The organism is Siphonobacter sp. SORGH_AS_0500 (genome assembly GCF_002838835.1).
Taxonomy (GTDB): domain Bacteria; phylum Bacteroidota; class Bacteroidia; order Cytophagales; family Spirosomataceae; genus Siphonobacter.
The window spans coordinates 1-16,643 of sequence record NZ_NHPP01000001.1; the positions used below are offsets into that span (position 1 = coordinate 1).

16 protein-coding genes are annotated in these 16,643 nt (G+C 41.1%); 8 read left to right on the forward strand and 8 right to left on the reverse strand.

The genetic code is table 11. From position 1 onward, the window contains the following. Nucleotides 1-1,044 precede the first annotated feature (1,044 nt). Nucleotides 1,045-1,572, forward strand: coding sequence for a GNAT family N-acetyltransferase (locus BWI96_RS00010; protein WP_106634673.1), 528 nt, complete (start codon nucleotides 1,045-1,047; stop codon nucleotides 1,570-1,572). A gap of 160 nt (nucleotides 1,573-1,732) precedes the next feature. On the opposite strand, the gene BWI96_RS00015 is transcribed toward BWI96_RS00010, so the two are convergent. After that, nucleotides 1,733-2,155 carry a DUF4259 domain-containing protein gene (locus tag BWI96_RS00015; RefSeq protein ID WP_106634674.1) on the reverse strand — a complete coding sequence of 141 codons (423 nt, stop codon included), beginning with the start codon at nucleotides 2,153-2,155 and terminating at the stop codon, nucleotides 1,733-1,735. 394 nt (nucleotides 2,156-2,549) lie between these two features. On the opposite strand from BWI96_RS00015, the gene BWI96_RS00020 reads away from it, so the two are divergent. The 3 genes from BWI96_RS00020 (at nucleotide 2,550) to BWI96_RS22760 (ending at nucleotide 4,087) form a co-directional block, all read left to right on the forward strand. Next, the gene (locus BWI96_RS00020) at nucleotides 2,550-2,816 is read left to right on the forward strand and encodes a hypothetical protein (protein ID WP_106634675.1); all 267 of its coding nucleotides are present in this window, start codon (nucleotides 2,550-2,552) and stop codon (nucleotides 2,814-2,816) included. 123 nt (nucleotides 2,817-2,939) lie between these two features. Further along, nucleotides 2,940-3,353, forward strand: a complete 414-nt coding sequence (locus tag BWI96_RS22755) for an acyltransferase family protein (RefSeq protein WP_106634676.1) — start codon at nucleotides 2,940-2,942, stop codon at nucleotides 3,351-3,353. Nucleotides 3,354-3,370: 17 nt separating this feature from the next. Then, nucleotides 3,371-4,087 (forward strand): acyltransferase family protein, encoded by a 717-nt coding sequence (locus tag BWI96_RS22760; protein WP_369804046.1) that lies wholly within the window; start codon nucleotides 3,371-3,373, stop codon nucleotides 4,085-4,087. A 262-nt stretch (nucleotides 4,088-4,349) separates the two neighbouring features. Here BWI96_RS22760 and BWI96_RS23070 read toward each other — a convergent pair whose 3' ends face one another. The 3 genes from BWI96_RS23070 to BWI96_RS00040 all read right to left on the reverse strand — a co-directional run bounded on the left by BWI96_RS23070 (nucleotide 4,350) and on the right by BWI96_RS00040 (nucleotide 6,690). Further along, nucleotides 4,350-4,496 (reverse strand): hypothetical protein, encoded by a 147-nt coding sequence (locus BWI96_RS23070; protein WP_198555091.1) that lies wholly within the window; start codon nucleotides 4,494-4,496, stop codon nucleotides 4,350-4,352. Then, nucleotides 4,481-5,383 (reverse strand): OmpA family protein, encoded by a 903-nt coding sequence (locus tag BWI96_RS00035; RefSeq protein ID WP_198555092.1) that lies wholly within the window; start codon nucleotides 5,381-5,383, stop codon nucleotides 4,481-4,483. Before BWI96_RS00035 ends, BWI96_RS23070 begins: the two co-directional genes overlap by 16 nt. Nucleotides 5,384-5,754: 371 nt before the next feature. Beyond that, nucleotides 5,755-6,690, reverse strand: a complete 936-nt coding sequence (locus BWI96_RS00040; protein WP_157830153.1) for a hypothetical protein — start codon at nucleotides 6,688-6,690, stop codon at nucleotides 5,755-5,757. A 913-nt stretch (nucleotides 6,691-7,603) separates the two neighbouring features. Between BWI96_RS00040 and BWI96_RS00045 the strand changes: the two genes are divergently transcribed. Continuing rightward, complete coding sequence (locus BWI96_RS00045; protein WP_198555093.1) at nucleotides 7,604-8,623, forward strand: TlpA disulfide reductase family protein; 1,020 nt, start codon at nucleotides 7,604-7,606, stop codon at nucleotides 8,621-8,623. Nucleotides 8,624-8,869: 246 nt separating this feature from the next. Here BWI96_RS00045 and BWI96_RS00050 read toward each other — a convergent pair whose 3' ends face one another. Continuing rightward, nucleotides 8,870-9,244 (reverse strand): nuclear transport factor 2 family protein, encoded by a 375-nt coding sequence (locus BWI96_RS00050; RefSeq protein ID WP_106634680.1) that lies wholly within the window; start codon nucleotides 9,242-9,244, stop codon nucleotides 8,870-8,872. Between the two features lie 378 nt (nucleotides 9,245-9,622). Between BWI96_RS00050 and BWI96_RS00055 the strand changes: the two genes are divergently transcribed. Both BWI96_RS00055 and BWI96_RS00060 read left to right on the forward strand, forming a co-directional pair. Beyond that, the gene (locus tag BWI96_RS00055; RefSeq protein WP_157830154.1) at nucleotides 9,623-10,465 is read left to right on the forward strand and encodes a DNA/RNA non-specific endonuclease; all 843 of its coding nucleotides are present in this window, start codon (nucleotides 9,623-9,625) and stop codon (nucleotides 10,463-10,465) included. Nucleotides 10,466-10,487: 22 nt separating this feature from the next. Continuing rightward, the gene (locus BWI96_RS00060; protein ID WP_106634682.1) at nucleotides 10,488-11,177 is read left to right on the forward strand and encodes a hypothetical protein; all 690 of its coding nucleotides are present in this window, start codon (nucleotides 10,488-10,490) and stop codon (nucleotides 11,175-11,177) included. A gap of 112 nt (nucleotides 11,178-11,289) precedes the next feature. On the opposite strand, the gene BWI96_RS00065 is transcribed toward BWI96_RS00060, so the two are convergent. The 3 genes from BWI96_RS00065 to BWI96_RS00080 form a co-directional block, all read right to left on the reverse strand. Then, on the reverse strand, nucleotides 11,290-12,138 hold the full coding sequence (locus tag BWI96_RS00065; RefSeq protein ID WP_106634683.1) for a hypothetical protein: 849 nt from the start codon (nucleotides 12,136-12,138) through the stop codon (nucleotides 11,290-11,292). A gap of 154 nt (nucleotides 12,139-12,292) precedes the next feature. Continuing rightward, a complete protein-coding gene (locus BWI96_RS00070; RefSeq protein ID WP_106634684.1) occupies nucleotides 12,293-12,934 on the reverse strand; it encodes a LuxR C-terminal-related transcriptional regulator in 642 nt (213 codons plus the stop codon). Nucleotides 12,935-14,280: 1,346 nt separating this feature from the next. Next, nucleotides 14,281-14,547 carry a hypothetical protein gene (locus BWI96_RS00080; protein ID WP_106634686.1) on the reverse strand — a complete coding sequence of 89 codons (267 nt, stop codon included), beginning with the start codon at nucleotides 14,545-14,547 and terminating at the stop codon, nucleotides 14,281-14,283. 350 nt (nucleotides 14,548-14,897) lie between these two features. Between BWI96_RS00080 and BWI96_RS00085 the strand changes: the two genes are divergently transcribed. Further along, nucleotides 14,898-15,359 (forward strand): DNA/RNA non-specific endonuclease, encoded by a 462-nt coding sequence (locus tag BWI96_RS00085; RefSeq protein ID WP_198555094.1) that lies wholly within the window; start codon nucleotides 14,898-14,900, stop codon nucleotides 15,357-15,359. Nucleotides 15,360-16,643 lie beyond the last annotated feature (1,284 nt).

Here is a 16,643-nt window from a genome sequence, read left to right on the forward strand (position 1 = left end):
GGAATAAGCAGACCATCAGTGTTTGAAGGCGTAGACGGATTACTGGCGGTTACGTCGAGTTGAGCCTTGGGCGTAGAGGTACCTACACCCAATTGGGCATAAGCGGATACGGTAGCCAGCATAAGACCAGCAGAGAGTAAAAATTGTTTCACTAGTGTGTTAGATAAGATGAGTTGACAACGGGAAAGCGAAGATAATTCAGAAGCCTGTAATTAATATAGGTTGACTAAAACTTCATGTAAAGGTATTAACGCATTAATAGACTTTATTTCTATGTATTTTGGCCCAAATCACAGCAAAGTGTACCCTATTTATATCTCTCAAATGCAATAGACTGATAATAAATACTAATTAATTCTTGTATTTTTTCTTAAAAATATCACCTATGTGATTTTTCCAACAACTGGTGTTCAGATGAGAGTCATATGAAAGAGACCTTTGGTAATAGGCTAAACAATAAACTGTCCGCTCGCCTCTATTACTGCTAGTGGACGCGTTAAGGGCAATTCGGGTTAGTAAAAGTCTACTCTAGATTAGCTTTAACCCTGGTAAGAGGATTCAAAGTTATATTGTCCCTAATCGCTATCATAGTTCATGTCGTTGCTGGCGATATTATGATTTACCGAATGACTAGCTTAGCATTCTAATCATACTTACATAAATCAACGCCTGCTCACCTAAACTAGGATTTACCCTATTGGAAGACGCTAAGCTAAGCGAGACTAAACGCTGGGTGCTCCGAGAGACAATGGGTCCTGTGCTCTGTTGTTGGGCCAAAGCAGATGGCGAATTTAAGGGAAGCCGGATCGGCAATCAAAACGGGTGGCCGCGTATTCCTCTTCCTCTATACTGATGACTTCGAAAGAGATTATCAGGCTTTTCCGCAGGCAGGAGTCAAGTCCGTTAGACACCCCAAGAAGAGGTGTATGGGAAGGTAGCGGTGTTTGAAGACCTCTACGGCAATCTTTGGGATTTATTAGAACCCTAAGTTGAGTGCTCCCAAAGGATATGTATAATCTAGATGGCCTTATTTAAAATGCACTGATGATTCACGAGCTAACCTGGATTAAGTTTACGGAACAAGCTTTAGAGGCTTTAATTAGTCGAGATCTACAACAGGCAAGTAAGCTAATAGGTGTTGAACTTGATGCTTTCTTTATCACTGATGACGCCACTCGGCGATGGAATAACCGACTTAACCAATGTCGTCAGGACCCTCGTACTTTGAATTGGATAGCCCAAGTGGTTACGGTGAACCAGAAAGTTTTGGGCCATGCCGGGTTTCATGGCCCTCCCGACCAAGCGGGTATGGTTGAAGTGGCCTACTCAGTAGTACCGGCCTATCGAGGTCAGGGCTATGCCAGGTTAATGCTGCGGGACTTGCTGCTTCGAGCTAAGGCAGCGGAAGAGGTTAGGGTGGTTCGAGCAACTATTCGTCCCGATAATGCTGCTTCATTGGCGACCATTCGTCCTTTTCAATTTATACATAAAGGTGAACAGCAGGACGAGATAGATGGCCTGGAGTATATTTTCGAGCTTGATATTCAAAATTTTCAAACGGAGCTTGATTAACAAAGGGGTATATCCGCTAGAGTGAATAGTAGTCAATGGTATTGCACCTATACTAACGAAGCTAACTCAAATCTGAGTCGGCTAAATGCTTTTGCTGGAGGTAGTATAAGGTCTTTTTGAAGGTGTTTTACGTAAGTGAACAAGTAGGCTAATGGTAAGGCTATCGCTCTAAATGCTGAATGAGTTGATAGATGTTTGCCTTCCATTCTTTATACACTTCTTCTTTTGCATCAGCCCAAAGTTCGTGTAATTCAGAGTTCTCGCTAAGCACTTTTTGTAAGGCTTCCACCGCCTTACTGCTTAGGTCAGAAAGGTCAATGTCAGGGTGTCTGTCAGGGAAGGTATCTACTGCCAAAGGTTCATCATGATAAGCCAATGAAAAGGTAGTGCCATTCACTTGACGATCGATATAGACAGATGATACGACGGCTGCGATTCCTTCTGAGAATTCAAGGTATTTCGCTTCAATAGCATCAGTTAAAGCTTGTTCAATCAACTCTTTAGGAGTATCAGATTCTTCAATCGAATCCATGAAACCCATGGCGTCATCATCTTCAAAGTAGCCAGCTCCCCAAGCTCCCATTGTGTGCGTTTTTTTAACTGAAAAATAAGTGTGGCTCTAAAGATATAAATTATAATCAGATCTGGCTATTCCGGCAATTACCTTTGTCAGTATTGATTACCTAACCTTTATTATACTATAAAAACCTTACTCTTTGTTTGCTACTCTGATGTGTAGGTTGAAAGCCAAAACCTTCAATAAATGAATACTTTAATAGAAGCTCGAAGATCCTACCGCCACCAATTGAAGCTAAAGTAGTCCTTTAAGGGCGATTGCAAGTGTTTCTAAAAGTATAGGCAAAACGTCATGTATTGATATCAAGTCTCCAGTTAGCTCTATAGAAATACCTCTTATCCCTTTGCTGGATTATATGAGGGTAAGTGTAACTAGTTTAACGCTCAAACTAACTAAAACGATGGCTATACTATTTACCTCTTGCTCTTACGACAAATCAATGCTTCAGGAGCTTTCCAATGCTCAACTGTTAACTAGAAAGTCCAAGCTTCAGCAAATAGGCCTTTTTATGCTTATCCTCTTAGTCGTCATTGTTGGATCAGCTTTTATACTTGAGTCCTACTTTGTAGCTGCTACCAGTTGGGCCATTATTCCTGCTCTAATGGAGTATGGCAAGAAGCGTAAGGCTCTTTTTATAGAATTGCAAAATCGTAAGGAAGTTAACTAAACGTCCTTAGATGAGAGCCTTAGTTACTTCTAGTAAGACGGCACCTTAACTTTAAGGCAAGCAATGGGATTAACTTAACCAATGGCTTACTCACTATAGAAAACATTCCATGATCTACTTTTTATGCCAACCGACGCACCTTCTTCATTGACATGGAGAACACAATCGAAAATTCATTACCTGGATTACGACAAGATACTCCTGACGGCTCTGGTCATTCTGCACCATGTATCTATCACCTATGGTGCCCCCGGCGGATGGTATTACAAGCAACCTACTACCGATGCAATGGCTAAGATTGGTCTAACGCTATTAGTAGCTACAAACCAGTCCTTTTTCATGGGTTTATTTTTTCTGCTGTCTTCCTACTTTATTGAGCCGTCTTATCAACGAAAAGGAGCCCAAAAATTTGTTCTGGATCGTCTGAAGCGTCTGGGGATTCCGTTGGTTTTTTATTCTCTTGTTCTTTCCCCGGTAATGAATTTCCTGGTGTATCGCTACGGACATCATCATCAGGTACGTTTCTTCAGTTCTTAGCGGGGTACGACAACTGGATCGATCCGGGCGTGTTGTGGTTTGTGGCTGCTTTGTTGCTATTTAATGTAGTATACGTCTTGTTTCGACCACGTTACTCATTGCCAGATGCCCTTAAGCTGCCTTCTAGGTCAAGTATTCTATGGTTTGCTGTCGCTGTTGGCTTGATTAGTTTCCTGGTGCGATTAATCTTTCCTGTCGGCTGGGTGTTACATCCGGTCGGTTTTCAGCTTTGTTACTTTCCGCAGTACGTAGCCTTTTTTGCCATCGGAATAGTCGCTCAACAAAACCATTGGCTGGACCAGCTCTCATTACAACTGGGGAAACAATTTTTTAGAATAGCCCTGGTAATGGTTTTCATGGTATTCCCCTTACTATTTATAGTGACTACCAAACTAGCATTGCCGATGTCCAGCTTCAACGGGGGATGGAATGGACAATCACTCGTATTATGCCTGTGGGAACAGATTACGGGTATCTCCATCAGTATAGCTCTGTTAAGTTATAGCAGGCATCACTGGAATGTAAGTAACGTTTTTTTTAACACTTTTGCTCGCAGCACCTACAGTACCTATATTCTGCATCCCTTGATCGTCATTGGGTTATCAGTGCTACTAGCCGATGTGTCTATCGAACCTCTAATCAAGCTTTTGATAGTCGCCCCGCTATCCATCATTTTGTCTTTTATAGTGGGAAAACTGACCTTAAAACTCCCTGGAGCAGATAAGATTCTATAAATCAATGAGACTAGAAAATTCGAAATGTACTTAATATGTTCAAACTGCGTACGTGGGCGATTTAGCCAAGTCGAGAGGTTATAATTTCTCACGATTGGTGAAAAATTGACGTAGAGAGTCACGTAGTTAAAATAAACAATAAAGAGCTACTTCAAGGGGCGAAGTAGCTCTTTATGCTAAAATCAAGAGTTATTTTTAAATGTAGTGAAAGGCTAGGAGTATCCTAGCTACCATCGTTGGGATGGCTCGGGCTATTGGCTCACTATTGGTTTATTTTTACCAGTTCTACCCGGCGATTCTTTGCTCTATTGTCTTCTGAATCATTCGGCACCAAAGGTTTTTGGGCACCGTACCCCACAGCTTTCAATCTGGATTGATCGATGCCGGACGCGATCAACTCCTTAAGCACAGTTTTAGCCCGATCTTCCGACAATTTTTGTTGTGATCCGCATTGCCGGTATCATCGGTATGCCCTTCAATGCTAAGCTTAAGCCCTTTATCGCTACTAAGTACTTTCTGGATTTCCTTCACGGCGTCCTGACCTTCCGGTTTCAATGTGGCCTTATCGACATCGAAGTTGATGTAAAGGACCGCTTTCCCTTTTTCAGCCAACTGGCTTCGGATCTGATCGGACTTAAGCAGGGTGATGGTTTGCTTGAAAGCTTCTTTTTGCAGGATATTGAGTTTACCGGAAGCCGTGTTTCCGCTGAGCTGAATATAGATGTCTCCACCATCCGCCCGGCGGATCACGTACACTTTGATGTTTTCGTCTGCGTAACCAATCGAGCCATCTTCGCCTAAATAAGAGGCCTGATTGTGGTAACGTTCGTATTCTGCACTCGTAATTTCACCATCGAAGACCTTGACGCCACCCACTTTGGTGATTGCGTCATCGTAGCTTTTTTCAAAATAGGGCAGTGACCACTCCTCAGAACTACCCGGTTCCGTAACGATATAACTCTTCCAGACTTTTCCTTCTAGCGGCGTCATGACACCGTTTAGTGCAAAGAACAATTTGTCAAAGGACCGCTGGACAGGCTTGTTTTGCTCCGCTAATCCCTTGGGAAGACTAAAAAAGGGAAATGATTCGAGCGGGTGATTCGATACCGGAATGGTATTAATATCGAAACTTTGAGAAGCCCCGGTACCTGAAGACTCTGTTTTGGGTTCCGTTTCATTGGATGGGGCCTCATTAGTAGCCTTTGGATTTTCCTTAGGGGCATTATGGCAGGATGTACTTGCAATAATACACCAAAAGCAAGATAACGTAAGCAGTGATTTGAAGGGCCTAATCATAGTCGATTCTACGTTTAGCGTATGTTATGTAAATTGAAAAAGGTTGAAAGGGCATCCGCATGGAATTAACTAACCCGATATCCCTGAGCCTTTAAGCGGCCGTAAGTTAGGTCTTGCTCATCCAGAAACACAACCATAAGCTGATCTACGGTAACATAATGAAGGTATTCTGCCGATAGTATAGACAGGCGGTTAGTGGGGAGATGAGGACATAGATAGGCTTGCTTAAGGTAGCTTCGAAAATTTATTGTAAAAACTTATAATAAGTTAGGTTTCTGGAGGGGCTTAGTAAGTAGATAAAATACTATAAAAAGAATAAAGGCTACAAACGGGTGTATGTTTGCAGCCTTTATTCTTTTATAGTATTCTGTTTATTCTACTATCACAGAGAGTGACACGTTTTCATACCCTGAAAGCACCTGATTGAAAGGTCGATTACTCGCAAATAGAATACTACCCATGGCATCACTCATTCTAAAAATAGCGTTCCCATTCGAGTCTTGTGGATTTAACAACTCGATTCCAATAAAAGAGCCTGGGATAACAGGGATAATATCTTTAGAAAAGGTACCCAAGGCCAAATCCTTTCTAGCCCAAAGCTGGGTAGCTTTATATTGACCATCTGCATTTCTGAATCCTGTATCCAAAATTACCTTATCAAAAACTCCCTGTGAATTAATGGCTGCATTAGGGCCTTGGGGTTGAGAAATTTCAAATTCTAATATCCCAATGGGTTCACGCCCTCCATAAGTCTGACGGTAAATAGCGGCATAGGCATAACAGGGGTAAGTAATGGTTGGGTTATTGACAGCACCTCTTACCAGGGTTAAAACAGCACCTGTTATAGTTGTTCCATTACTAATTTGATGGGGAGTAATCTCTCCTAATACGGTTAACCCAAATCTAGGTTTAGTCGACAACGTTGCCGTAGGGGAGTTATAAATAGAAAGTGCTTTATTTTCTCCCAGCGACTGGGTAGAAAAAGGATAGTAAAACTTTAACGTTTCGCTTGAGCTATAAATGGATTTCCAGGCTTTAGAACTTTCATTCCAGTAATAGAAGCCGGGAAGTTTGTTGCCAGATGCTGTCGTTAAAAACACCATCATTCCATTTTGCTCAGCCGTTGGGTTAGTAGCAGGGAAAGCACTAACTCGTGGAATAAGCAGACCATCAGTGTTTGAAGGCGTAGACGGATTACTGGCGGTTACGTCGAGTTGAGCCTTGGGCGTAGAGGTACCTACACCCAATTGGGCATAAGCGGATACGGTAGCCAGCATAAGACCAGCAGAGAGTAAAAATTGTTTCACTAGTGTGTTAGATAAGATAAGTTGATAACGGGAAAGCGAAGATAATTCAGAAGCCTCTAATTAATATAGGTTGACTAAAACTTCATGTCAAGATATTGATGCATTGCTAACCTATTATTTTACCTATTTCATCATAAATCCGTAATGAATATACCTTCAAATCATTAACTATTTTGACATTTGAACGCTAGAGTCTACGATATGGATTAATCCCTGAAATCTGTCTGGCGATTTGACTTCTGTCTGTTGAATGTACGCTTTATCTATCCCTTGGCTAAAATCTTTTTCTGTAACTAGGATACGGGTTTATCCGATCGTTTCCATGTCCCAGAGACTCGTATAAAGGAGAAAGATTGAACCTTAAGACTGCGTTTGAATAGCGTCAGTTTTTGATAATTTATTCGCTCTCCGGTTGGTACGTCTCTAGCAAGATTAGCTGATCATATAATTTATTTTGAAAGGCTGTCTTCAGATGCTTGGTAAGTCTGACCGATGAAGAAGGTCTATTCCATGATTCTGTTTAGCTGCCGAGAATCCAAGAAATGGATCATGGGACGGGCTATATACGCTTAGGTTTTTTAAATTCCATAATGGTTTGTCACTCTGAGCTATATAAGAGCCTTTGGAAGTCGTTACCAGACTGATTTTGATAATCAGTTAGCAGGGCTAGAAAACTTAGCAGAAAAACAAATCTCATACTACGATTCTTTGTCACCAAAAGTAACCGAAGAAAGTGCACTTCATTACTGAATAATTCAAAACGGGGTCGGCTGAATACCGAGGCTGGCGTCTTAAATAGGAGATTTATGATTAAATTGCCTTCCTAAGGGATTAGGCTATTCTATTCACAAAACAACTTATTAAACCAGGTATCTCATTTCATATGAAATCTAAATATATACTCTTCCCCACAATGCTATTTGCTCTGTTTACCAACTCATTAATTGCTCAGCCGGGAAAAGTGACAGGTAATATCAAGGGCCTGGGTAATCGACCCGTCATTTTTGGTTATAAGCAAAAAGGTAAATACCAGCTGGATACTGTGTTTGCTAAACAGGATCATTTTAGCTATTTAGCTAAACCTAGTGATGATGGACGTATTCATCTTCGAATTACTTCTCCCAGATACACTGCTTTTTACTACGATGAAGTACCCGTAACGGTTTCTGGATCGATTGAAACTCCTTACAAGCTTATTTTTAAAGGCGGTCCAGACAATACAGTTCTCAGTCGCTATGAAGAATCAATAGAATGGGTTTATGACGAAAAGTTTAAAACAGCATCCGGCTCAGAAAGGGCAAAACTGGAGCAGCAAAGAAATAAAGATATACTGGATTTCATCCTTAAAAACCCTTCTTCTATTCATAGTGCCTATTTATTGTATTGGCAAACCATTACTGATGACACTCCGATTGATCAGTATGAGAATATTTTAAAGTCATTATCTGCTGCGGTACAAGATAGTGATCAGGGTAAGCAAGTAGCTAAGCGGTTAGAACTCCTAAAGAAACAACCAGTTGTAGGAAAAGAAGCTCTAAACTTCACGCTTCCAGATACGGCAGGACGAGCAGTTGATCTGAACAACTATCGGGGTAAATATGTCCTTTTAGATTTTTGGGGACATTGGTGTGGGCCTTGCATTAAATCATTTCCTAAGTTAAAGCAATTACAAAGCCAATATATGGATAAGCTGGTGATTATAGGAATTGCCGCTGAATATGAATCTGATAAACCTCAATGGTTAAAGACTATTCGTACTCATAAGCTAAACTGGGTACAGGTTTCAGAGTTAAAAGCCGATAAAGGAGAAGTGAATGAAGGGTACAACGTCAATGCTTTTCCTACGTACCTCTTACTCGACAAAAATGGAATAGTATTGGAAAGATCTCTAAGCTTAGAACCAATTCAGCAGAAGCTTAGCTCTATTAAATAATCCTTAGTTCAGTAAGCACGTGGTCACTATTATTCATGCGTAAGCATCTCTCTGAAATCTCGGGATTTCTGCATTTGTGACTAAAATCTGCCTTATAAGCTCTGATGGAAATTAGGTAGCTTGAACGCAAATAATTCCAAATGCGGAGTCATGAACCGAAGAATTTCTTGTCTTGCACAAAAAGAACTCAGTTACGTATTTGGCATGCATCATGCAAAGAAAGCCCGTAGCTTTTTTAATCATAAGCTAGTTCTCCTCTGCCTGGCTGATATGAGCGGCAACAATCTGCCAGCGATTTTCTGAGTAATGCCAAACCCGGGTATAGCGGAACAGACCTTCAATAGCGACTTCAGCCACCCAGACTTTCAATTTCATTAAAGCAAAAACAATAGCCGTTTCGAGCAGAACTTTAATCTTGACCTCCTGTGGGGTAATACTTTCTATTCGTAACTGCCCGGATTGATGGGCGGCCAGATCATCGGCTTTAGTAAGTAGGTAGCCAGCTGGATCAGTTACAATCACATCATCCGAGACTAAAGCATCCAGCATCTCTACATTGCTTTGGATCATGGCCAGCCGTAGCCGCTCTTCATGCTGTAGAATTTCTTCGATTACCTGCATTGCGTGTTTTTTGCTGGCAAATAACAAAGTAGACCGTTATTCCGTAGTCGGTTTTACTTGAGATATAATCGGGAAAACTTGAAGTCTTGCCGGGATGCACATGTAGGAATCCGATGATCTATTCCTACGTCCCCAGGTAGCTTTCTTTCCGTGTGCCTTTGAAAATCCACGTAAAGTGGTAATAAGCTGTTTCCACTCGACACGCAATCTTTTAACCTTCACTATTGAAGATTTTGATATAGTTTTGCCGATAATACTGGCTCCGTTTTCTATGCGTTCTCATTCAGAAGTATAGAAGATCGGAAAAGTAAGGATTAATTCAGTACCCTTAAGTTCCGCCCGATAGATCATTAGTACATGTTACCGCCACTAAAAACATTGAGTAAATCTTACTCATTCACCGCCACTATTGCCCTTATACTGCTTGTTGCATCCTGTGGACGCAAGACCGTAGTTAACCCATCTAAGCCCTCATCCAAGCTTTCCACGCAGGCGATTCTGGGTTATCCATCACTCACTACCGGCAACGCCTCAGCCGACGGTTCGGAGTATCTGTTAGTCAAGCCTCAATACGTGCTTTCCTATCAGCCGCTGAAGGGTATTGCCCGCTGGGTTGGCTGGCATCTTCAAACCAGTGATTTAGGTTCTGCGGATCGTCAGGATGATTTCAGGCCCGATGAGGACTTACCGCGTAACTTTACGATGATCAAACCTACAGACTATACCAATAGTGGGTTTGACCGGGGGCATTTGTGTCCCTCGGGCGACCGTACGGCGACGGCAAGTGATAACTCCGCTACGTTTGTCATGAGCAATATGATTCCGCAGGCTCCCAGCCTGAACCGGGGCATCTGGAGCGATTTAGAGGACTATTGTCGGACGAAAGTGAAACGTGGCTCTGAAGCGTATATCTATGCCGGTGGATACGGAGAAGGAGGTAAAGGATCGAACGGCTCAGCAAATACTATTGCTAGTGGAAAAGTGAGTGTACCGAACCGTTGTTGGAAAGTGATCCTGATTATGCCGCAGGGCGATAATGATGTTTCCAGAGTGAGCACTGAGAAAGTGGAAGTAATTGCGGTGAACATGCCTAACTCCCAGGACGTAGCCGGGACAAGCTGGCGGAAATGGCAGGTAACGGTACGTGAACTAGAGCGAACGACAGGCCTGGATTTCTTTTCGGAGCTTCCACAGTCTGTTCAGGATAAGATTGAGAATTAACCCCTTTTATAACCTAACCTGTATGAAGAAAGTATCACTTGTGTTAATGGCCTCCGTTTTACTGTTTTTCTGGTCATGTAGCAAAGACCGAGAAGAAATGATTTCGTTTCCTCACTATATGGTAACGGATTATTTTAAAGTAAAAACACCAATCAGACTTTTTACGGACGGCAAAGAAATTACCGATCAGGCAATTATTAATACTTTCATAGAGGATTCGACCTATACGGGATTTGGGAAGTATACAAAACATAGCAGCTATTTTGAGAATGATAAAATAAAAATTACGAAGGATACACTTATCACCTTCACCCACCAGGATTCAGTCGTAATTGGTACGTTTGATGCCCGTACAAATCCTAAGCGTTCTGTTATTAAGAAAGGGAATGAGTTTGTCATCATTAGCCCAAGTCACACTATTCAGTCACAAACCTCTCCAATAAATGAGATTTTAAAGCACAAATTCATTATTGATAATGTAACCTATATGCCTATACATGGTTCATTATATTTAATTAGAGAGGTTTATTCAGCATATGGAGACTACAATCAAATGGAAATGCCTAGAATAAACTATTTATATAAAAGAAAAGGAGGATGGGGTAATGCTTTAAGCAGATTAAATGAATTTGACGAAGCCTATATAGCTAAAGTAGCGAAGGGGGATACTCTTGCAGTGCAAGAATATAGGATAGGCTTGAAAGCTAAATAAGGTCAAATGAAAACTGATTATAGGAGTTTAAATCATACAAGCCCGGCAATTATCGGGCTTGTATGGGTTTAGAAAAAGAACGTTGAGCCTTTTGAGATTCTAATCAAATAAGTTAGGGTAATCGTCGATAGGCCTCGTCTGCACCATTTGCTGCGGGGAGACGCTCGTAGCCAGTGATGGTAAGATTGCTAAAAGGTGGGAGCAGTCCACTCAGACCTGTTTGGGCCCCGGCAAAAGCCTCGGTGCGGCCCCGGTCCAGGGCATTGGATACGTTTACATCACCGCGTTGAAGAATGTTTCTACCCCGAATCATAAACATATCACGACCCTGGGAGCGAGAATCCGCATTCGTAACATTCTGGGCAACCACCAACCCAATGCCAGGTATTCTTCGGGCTTCTAACGGGGTATTGTTTACGGTCCATACTCCCAGATACGCTTTGGTAGAGAAAACATCGGTCACGCCTTGAAAACGGTCTTTAACGCGGTACGCCGGCGAGCCGTCATTCGCACTCACTTGCTCAAAGCTAGAGCCCAGATCATTGACGCTGAAGCCCGGAACAAACCAGCCATTTCCATCCGGCCCTGGTTCAAAGCAGCCGCTAGCCCCTTGTGCCACGGAAGTTGGACTAAAATCACCCCGTGCAATAAACTGGCCACCTCGAATGAGAAAGCGTGAACCAAATTCAGGCTCGGGTAAGATTTGTCCTACAAATTGACGGTCGCCATCTCCGGCAACAATAACCTGGAAACGGCTATTAGGTACGACGCTCCAGATACCCAAATCTTTTCCGAAGGTGAGGCTTGTGCACTGCCCACCCTGGCTAAATCTGGCACCAGACGGTTTAGAAATGGCGGGAGTAGGCGTGTCATTCTGTTCTCTGTTACAGCTAATGGGTAGCGTAAGCAGCCCTGCCAGAATCGCATAGAGTCCTTTTCGCAATGGTTGATTCGTATACATGTTTCGATTCATTGAGTAGTTATAAATACCCGTTCAGTGGCCATTCTTTACGGGCGATTTATCAGATCAATCTGCTGAACAAAGGTGACTGCAACGTACTCCGAATGCAATAGGGGAAAACCATGGATTTTGTAAGCCAGGTAGGGGAAATCCTCTAGCCAATGCGGTCTAGAATTTTGACAGCGATCTGTCGAAGCTTACGGGCTGATGGGAGGGATAATTTCTGAACAATGCGAAGCTTGTGGTTTTCAACTGTTTTCACACTGATGGAGAGCTTGCTGGCTATCTCCTGATTGGATTCCCCCCAACCAATAAGGCCTATTACTTCCCGTTCACGGGAGGTAAGTTTAGCCAGGTAATTTAACGTCTCCGAACAGTTATCCAGGGTTGTTAGGGTAATCGAGACATAGCGGAGGCCTTGCTGGAGTTGCTGTAAACAGGAACGCAAATCCTGGAGAGAAAAGCTTGTGGGTAAAAGACCACTCAAATCCAGGGAATTAAATAGCTGATGATTACCCTCCGAGGAGAGAAACACGATACACTTCGTTGCCAGTTTGGGGGTTGCCCGGATTTGCTGAAGCAGGCCAAAGGTGCATTGGTAGAGCGAAAGCTGAGGGGGTTGAATCAGCAGGAAGTCAGGGGCCAGAAAACTAACGGCCTGTTGAAGGGGCGTCGTATGGTCTTCTAAGTTAATAAGGATGTATTCATCGGCCAGGGCATCAATGATGGAGAGTTGTTCGGCTTTGAGTGCGGGTAGATGATAGGCAATAGTTAGAGGTAAGTGACAAGCATTCATTAGGGCGGGTTGGATTAGTGGTAGCCCAATTTAAGCCCTTTTTAATCTAACGCCTCTTTATACGTTAACTAATTTTCAACGATTTAGCTAACGGTAGTAATGCAGCGAAAAGTAGAAAAAATTTCTGTTATTTAGGTCACCTGAAAAACAGAAAGCCTAACGCTATTTGGCATCCAAAGATTGATTGGTACCTAACCATATCTTTGCAAGTTACCAGCATAGGGAAACTTTCGTTAAGAATGAATAGTTAGTTTTACCTTTAATGATTTTTACTATCATTGAGCATAAAGAATTAACCTAACTCATATGTCTAATCTCCACTATTCAGTCCTTCTGCCCGAATTTATTAATTCCACCTTAATCAAGTATTTACGTATCATGTGTAAGCTATTATTTACTCTTTTCTCTTGCCACTCTGCACCAAAGGGCAAGACATACCTGTATCACTTCTAACGTTTAAAGGTAATTATCCAAAATTTCCGATAGATACAGTTGTTTCCTTTCCCTTCATTAATGTATTTGAGAGGACTTTAGAAGAGTATTATATAAGTGGTTTACCAACGAATTTAATTGATAAAGAAAAATGTATTATATCTACTTGATTTACAACATTTTACAGACGATATACTTTTGAACAAAAGCGGAAATTATTGAGTAGTGTTGCTTACGTAGTAATAGAAAGAGATCCGGTCTATTCTCCTAGTATAGTCATGGGTGTATTCGAAACAAAACTTACCCCCCTAAGTAATTCTGAAACTAGAGTGGTAATTAGTCTAAAAGAACCAGATGCTCGCTATGTGGACAACTATAACGGTTTTGAAAAACACCTCAAAGTTCAATCTACAGGAGTTTTCGAGAAAAACATTATCCAAAGAATCACGAAAAATTGAACTATTTAATCTTCTTATGGCCTGATAGAATATTATACTAACAGTGTCCTTTACTCAATGCTGCATTAGTAAAAATGGAGAAAGACGATTAGAAAGGATTATAAAAAAGCTTGCTCTGATTACCAAAGCAAGCCTAATCAGATTTAAAAGGTTAAACGACGTTTACTTCTATCGGAATAAACTACTTTATTATAATGAGAAACAAATTTAGCTAACTAGAGAACATAAAGAGACTAATGCATGCTTGAATCCAATGGAACAAGTGCCTTTTCACTGTTACCAAGACAAAGCTAGGATGTTCTCATTATTAAAAAATAGCCTAATTCGAGTACGTGTAGGTAACTGATATTAAGGCAAATGATTGATAATTGTTAATAAATTTTATGCCTTTGATTCTGTTACAATACACAAACAGACCCAGAGCTTAGATCAAGAAGGATTGATGTTGAAAAGAAGTTAGCTGTCCCGCCAGCCACTAAGCATAGAGAGCTCAATCATAAGCCAGCCAAGCCCTGCTAGAAGCGATAAAATAGCCATCCAGCGTTTACCGGGAAAAGAGACTTTCATAAACCAAAGGAACAAGCCATAGACAATCAGACAAAAACTCCCGGCTACTAAAGCGTAAAGGCTGATCCACGAAGCAAGGTGAATGCCCAGGTAAACCGTTACCACTGGCAGTAGTAATGTTACCAGTACTATTCCGTAATAGAAAGTCAGCTTCATCTTTTAGAGGTTACTAGAGATTAATAACTAAATCCTATCAAAAGTCTTGCCAGACATGCTAACTCATTCATTGTTTATTGTAAATCGCAAGAAGGTAGATCCTGTAAGGGCGGCTCTATTTTTGTATACGTATAGAGAAAGGGTAAGCCTACCTTTTAGATCTCAATGATTGAAATCGTGCTTATGAATAGATTAAATGTTCTAAAAGGGGCCTTTATCCTATGTTTCTTCGTCACCAGTTGCCGTCTCAAGCCCATTAGACCAGATGAGTCGGATAAGGTTTTGTTTACTTAGGCTACGCTGGGTTACCCCACAACAATACGGGCTTTGATCGGGGGTAGTTGTGTCCAGTGGGGGACCGCAGTGCCAGTGAAAGTGATAACTCTACCACGTTCGTACTAACTAACATCATCCCTCAGGCTCCGGCATTAAAGCAGGGTGTATGGAAACACGTTGAAGATTATTGCCGTAGCCAAGTAAAAGCGGGCTGGGAAGCGTATCAGTATGCCGGAAGTTTTGGGGATGGCGGAAAAGGAACGATGGGCGAGGCTACATCCATCGCGAATGGAAAAATCAGTGTACCTCGCCGATTCTGGAAAGTAGTGTTATTAATGCCCGCTGGAGAAAACGATCTGCAGCGAATCACAAAAGATAATGTGGAAGTATTCGCCGTGAATATGCCCAATAACCAGGATATCATTTTCCCAGACTGGAAACAATACAAGGTAAGTGTGCGGGAAATAGAAGGATTAACCGGACTTAACTTTTTTTCTAAATTACCAACCGAACTACAGAATCAGCTAGAAAACTGAGTTAATGATTCTCGGTTTAGAACAATCTGTTGTTTGGAAAATAACCATTGATTTAATGGAACGGGATTGTTGATACAGTAAAGACTGGACGCTTGCGTTTAAATAAGACAAGTTAAATTAGTCAAGTAATGACTTAATTGAATTTTCAAAAAAGGCCTATTTCGGTTGTAGGGATAGGCCTTTTTTTGGGAGTAATAATAGCTAACTAGTTTATTTGAAAAATGTTTATAAATAGTGGAGTAAAGATTTTAAATTGCCATTGTCCGCTCCTATAAAATCTGACCGCTCTTATGTATACGCTTTGGCTTTCCGTACTTTTATCAGTTACTCCGCCTAAAACAGATTCGGGTTATATTTGCTTATCTCCTAAAGCCTATGCTTTTCACAACAGGGTTTGTCATGGGCTAAGTAGGTGCACACATGGAATAAAGAAAGTAAGTAAAGCAGAGGCCATTCGCAGAAATTATGTTGCCTGTAAGATTTGTTATTAGTGAGTAGAATGTTTTGAAGATGATCAGTAAAACTATTACTTGAGTGTTAGAGTCAGGAATGGCAATTGTTTGGCCAGATACTCTTGAGTAGCTACGTTAGCAAGCTAAATGAATAGTTGTAAATTTTCTGAAAATCAGATAATTGTATCATAATGGGTACCCATGTGCTCATTTGGAATAACAGGATGAGCATTGCAGGTGATGGGTTTGCTTCAATGAGCTAGTAACGAAAAATTACAGAAAAGAGGGAAGCCATACAATCAATTCTTGTGGGCTTAGACTAGTTGTAAAGCCCAGCCCATCATCTATTAAAGATTAAACTTCTTATTTTTCTACACATTCCTGCCGCTCCTGGGAATAATTTACACCCTATTAACTCTTAACGATTGCTGAGTGACCTTTTCTAATACTATTAAGAAAAATTATAAATTAGGTGCCTGATTTCAGAATGAAGCCTGCCGAAACTAGTATTTCTATTTATTAGACACTATTCGCTATTTTAAATTTTTTCATAATACAGTTTGATAGTACTCACAGCTACGAAATACAAAACATAAATGGACTCTTAAGTAATCAAAAATGCAGTTAATTACGAAGTATTATGGGTTAATAAAATACATAGAGTAGGGCTATAAGTATTTGTCTGATTGATGTGCCTAAGTATAACTAGCTGAAATAGGTAAGTATATTTTTACAACTACTGAAATAAATTTTATTTATAATTCAAATATTTTTTATTTGTAAGTAACTTTGAATAGTTAGTAATTAAAAACAAAAATTCCAGACATAATGT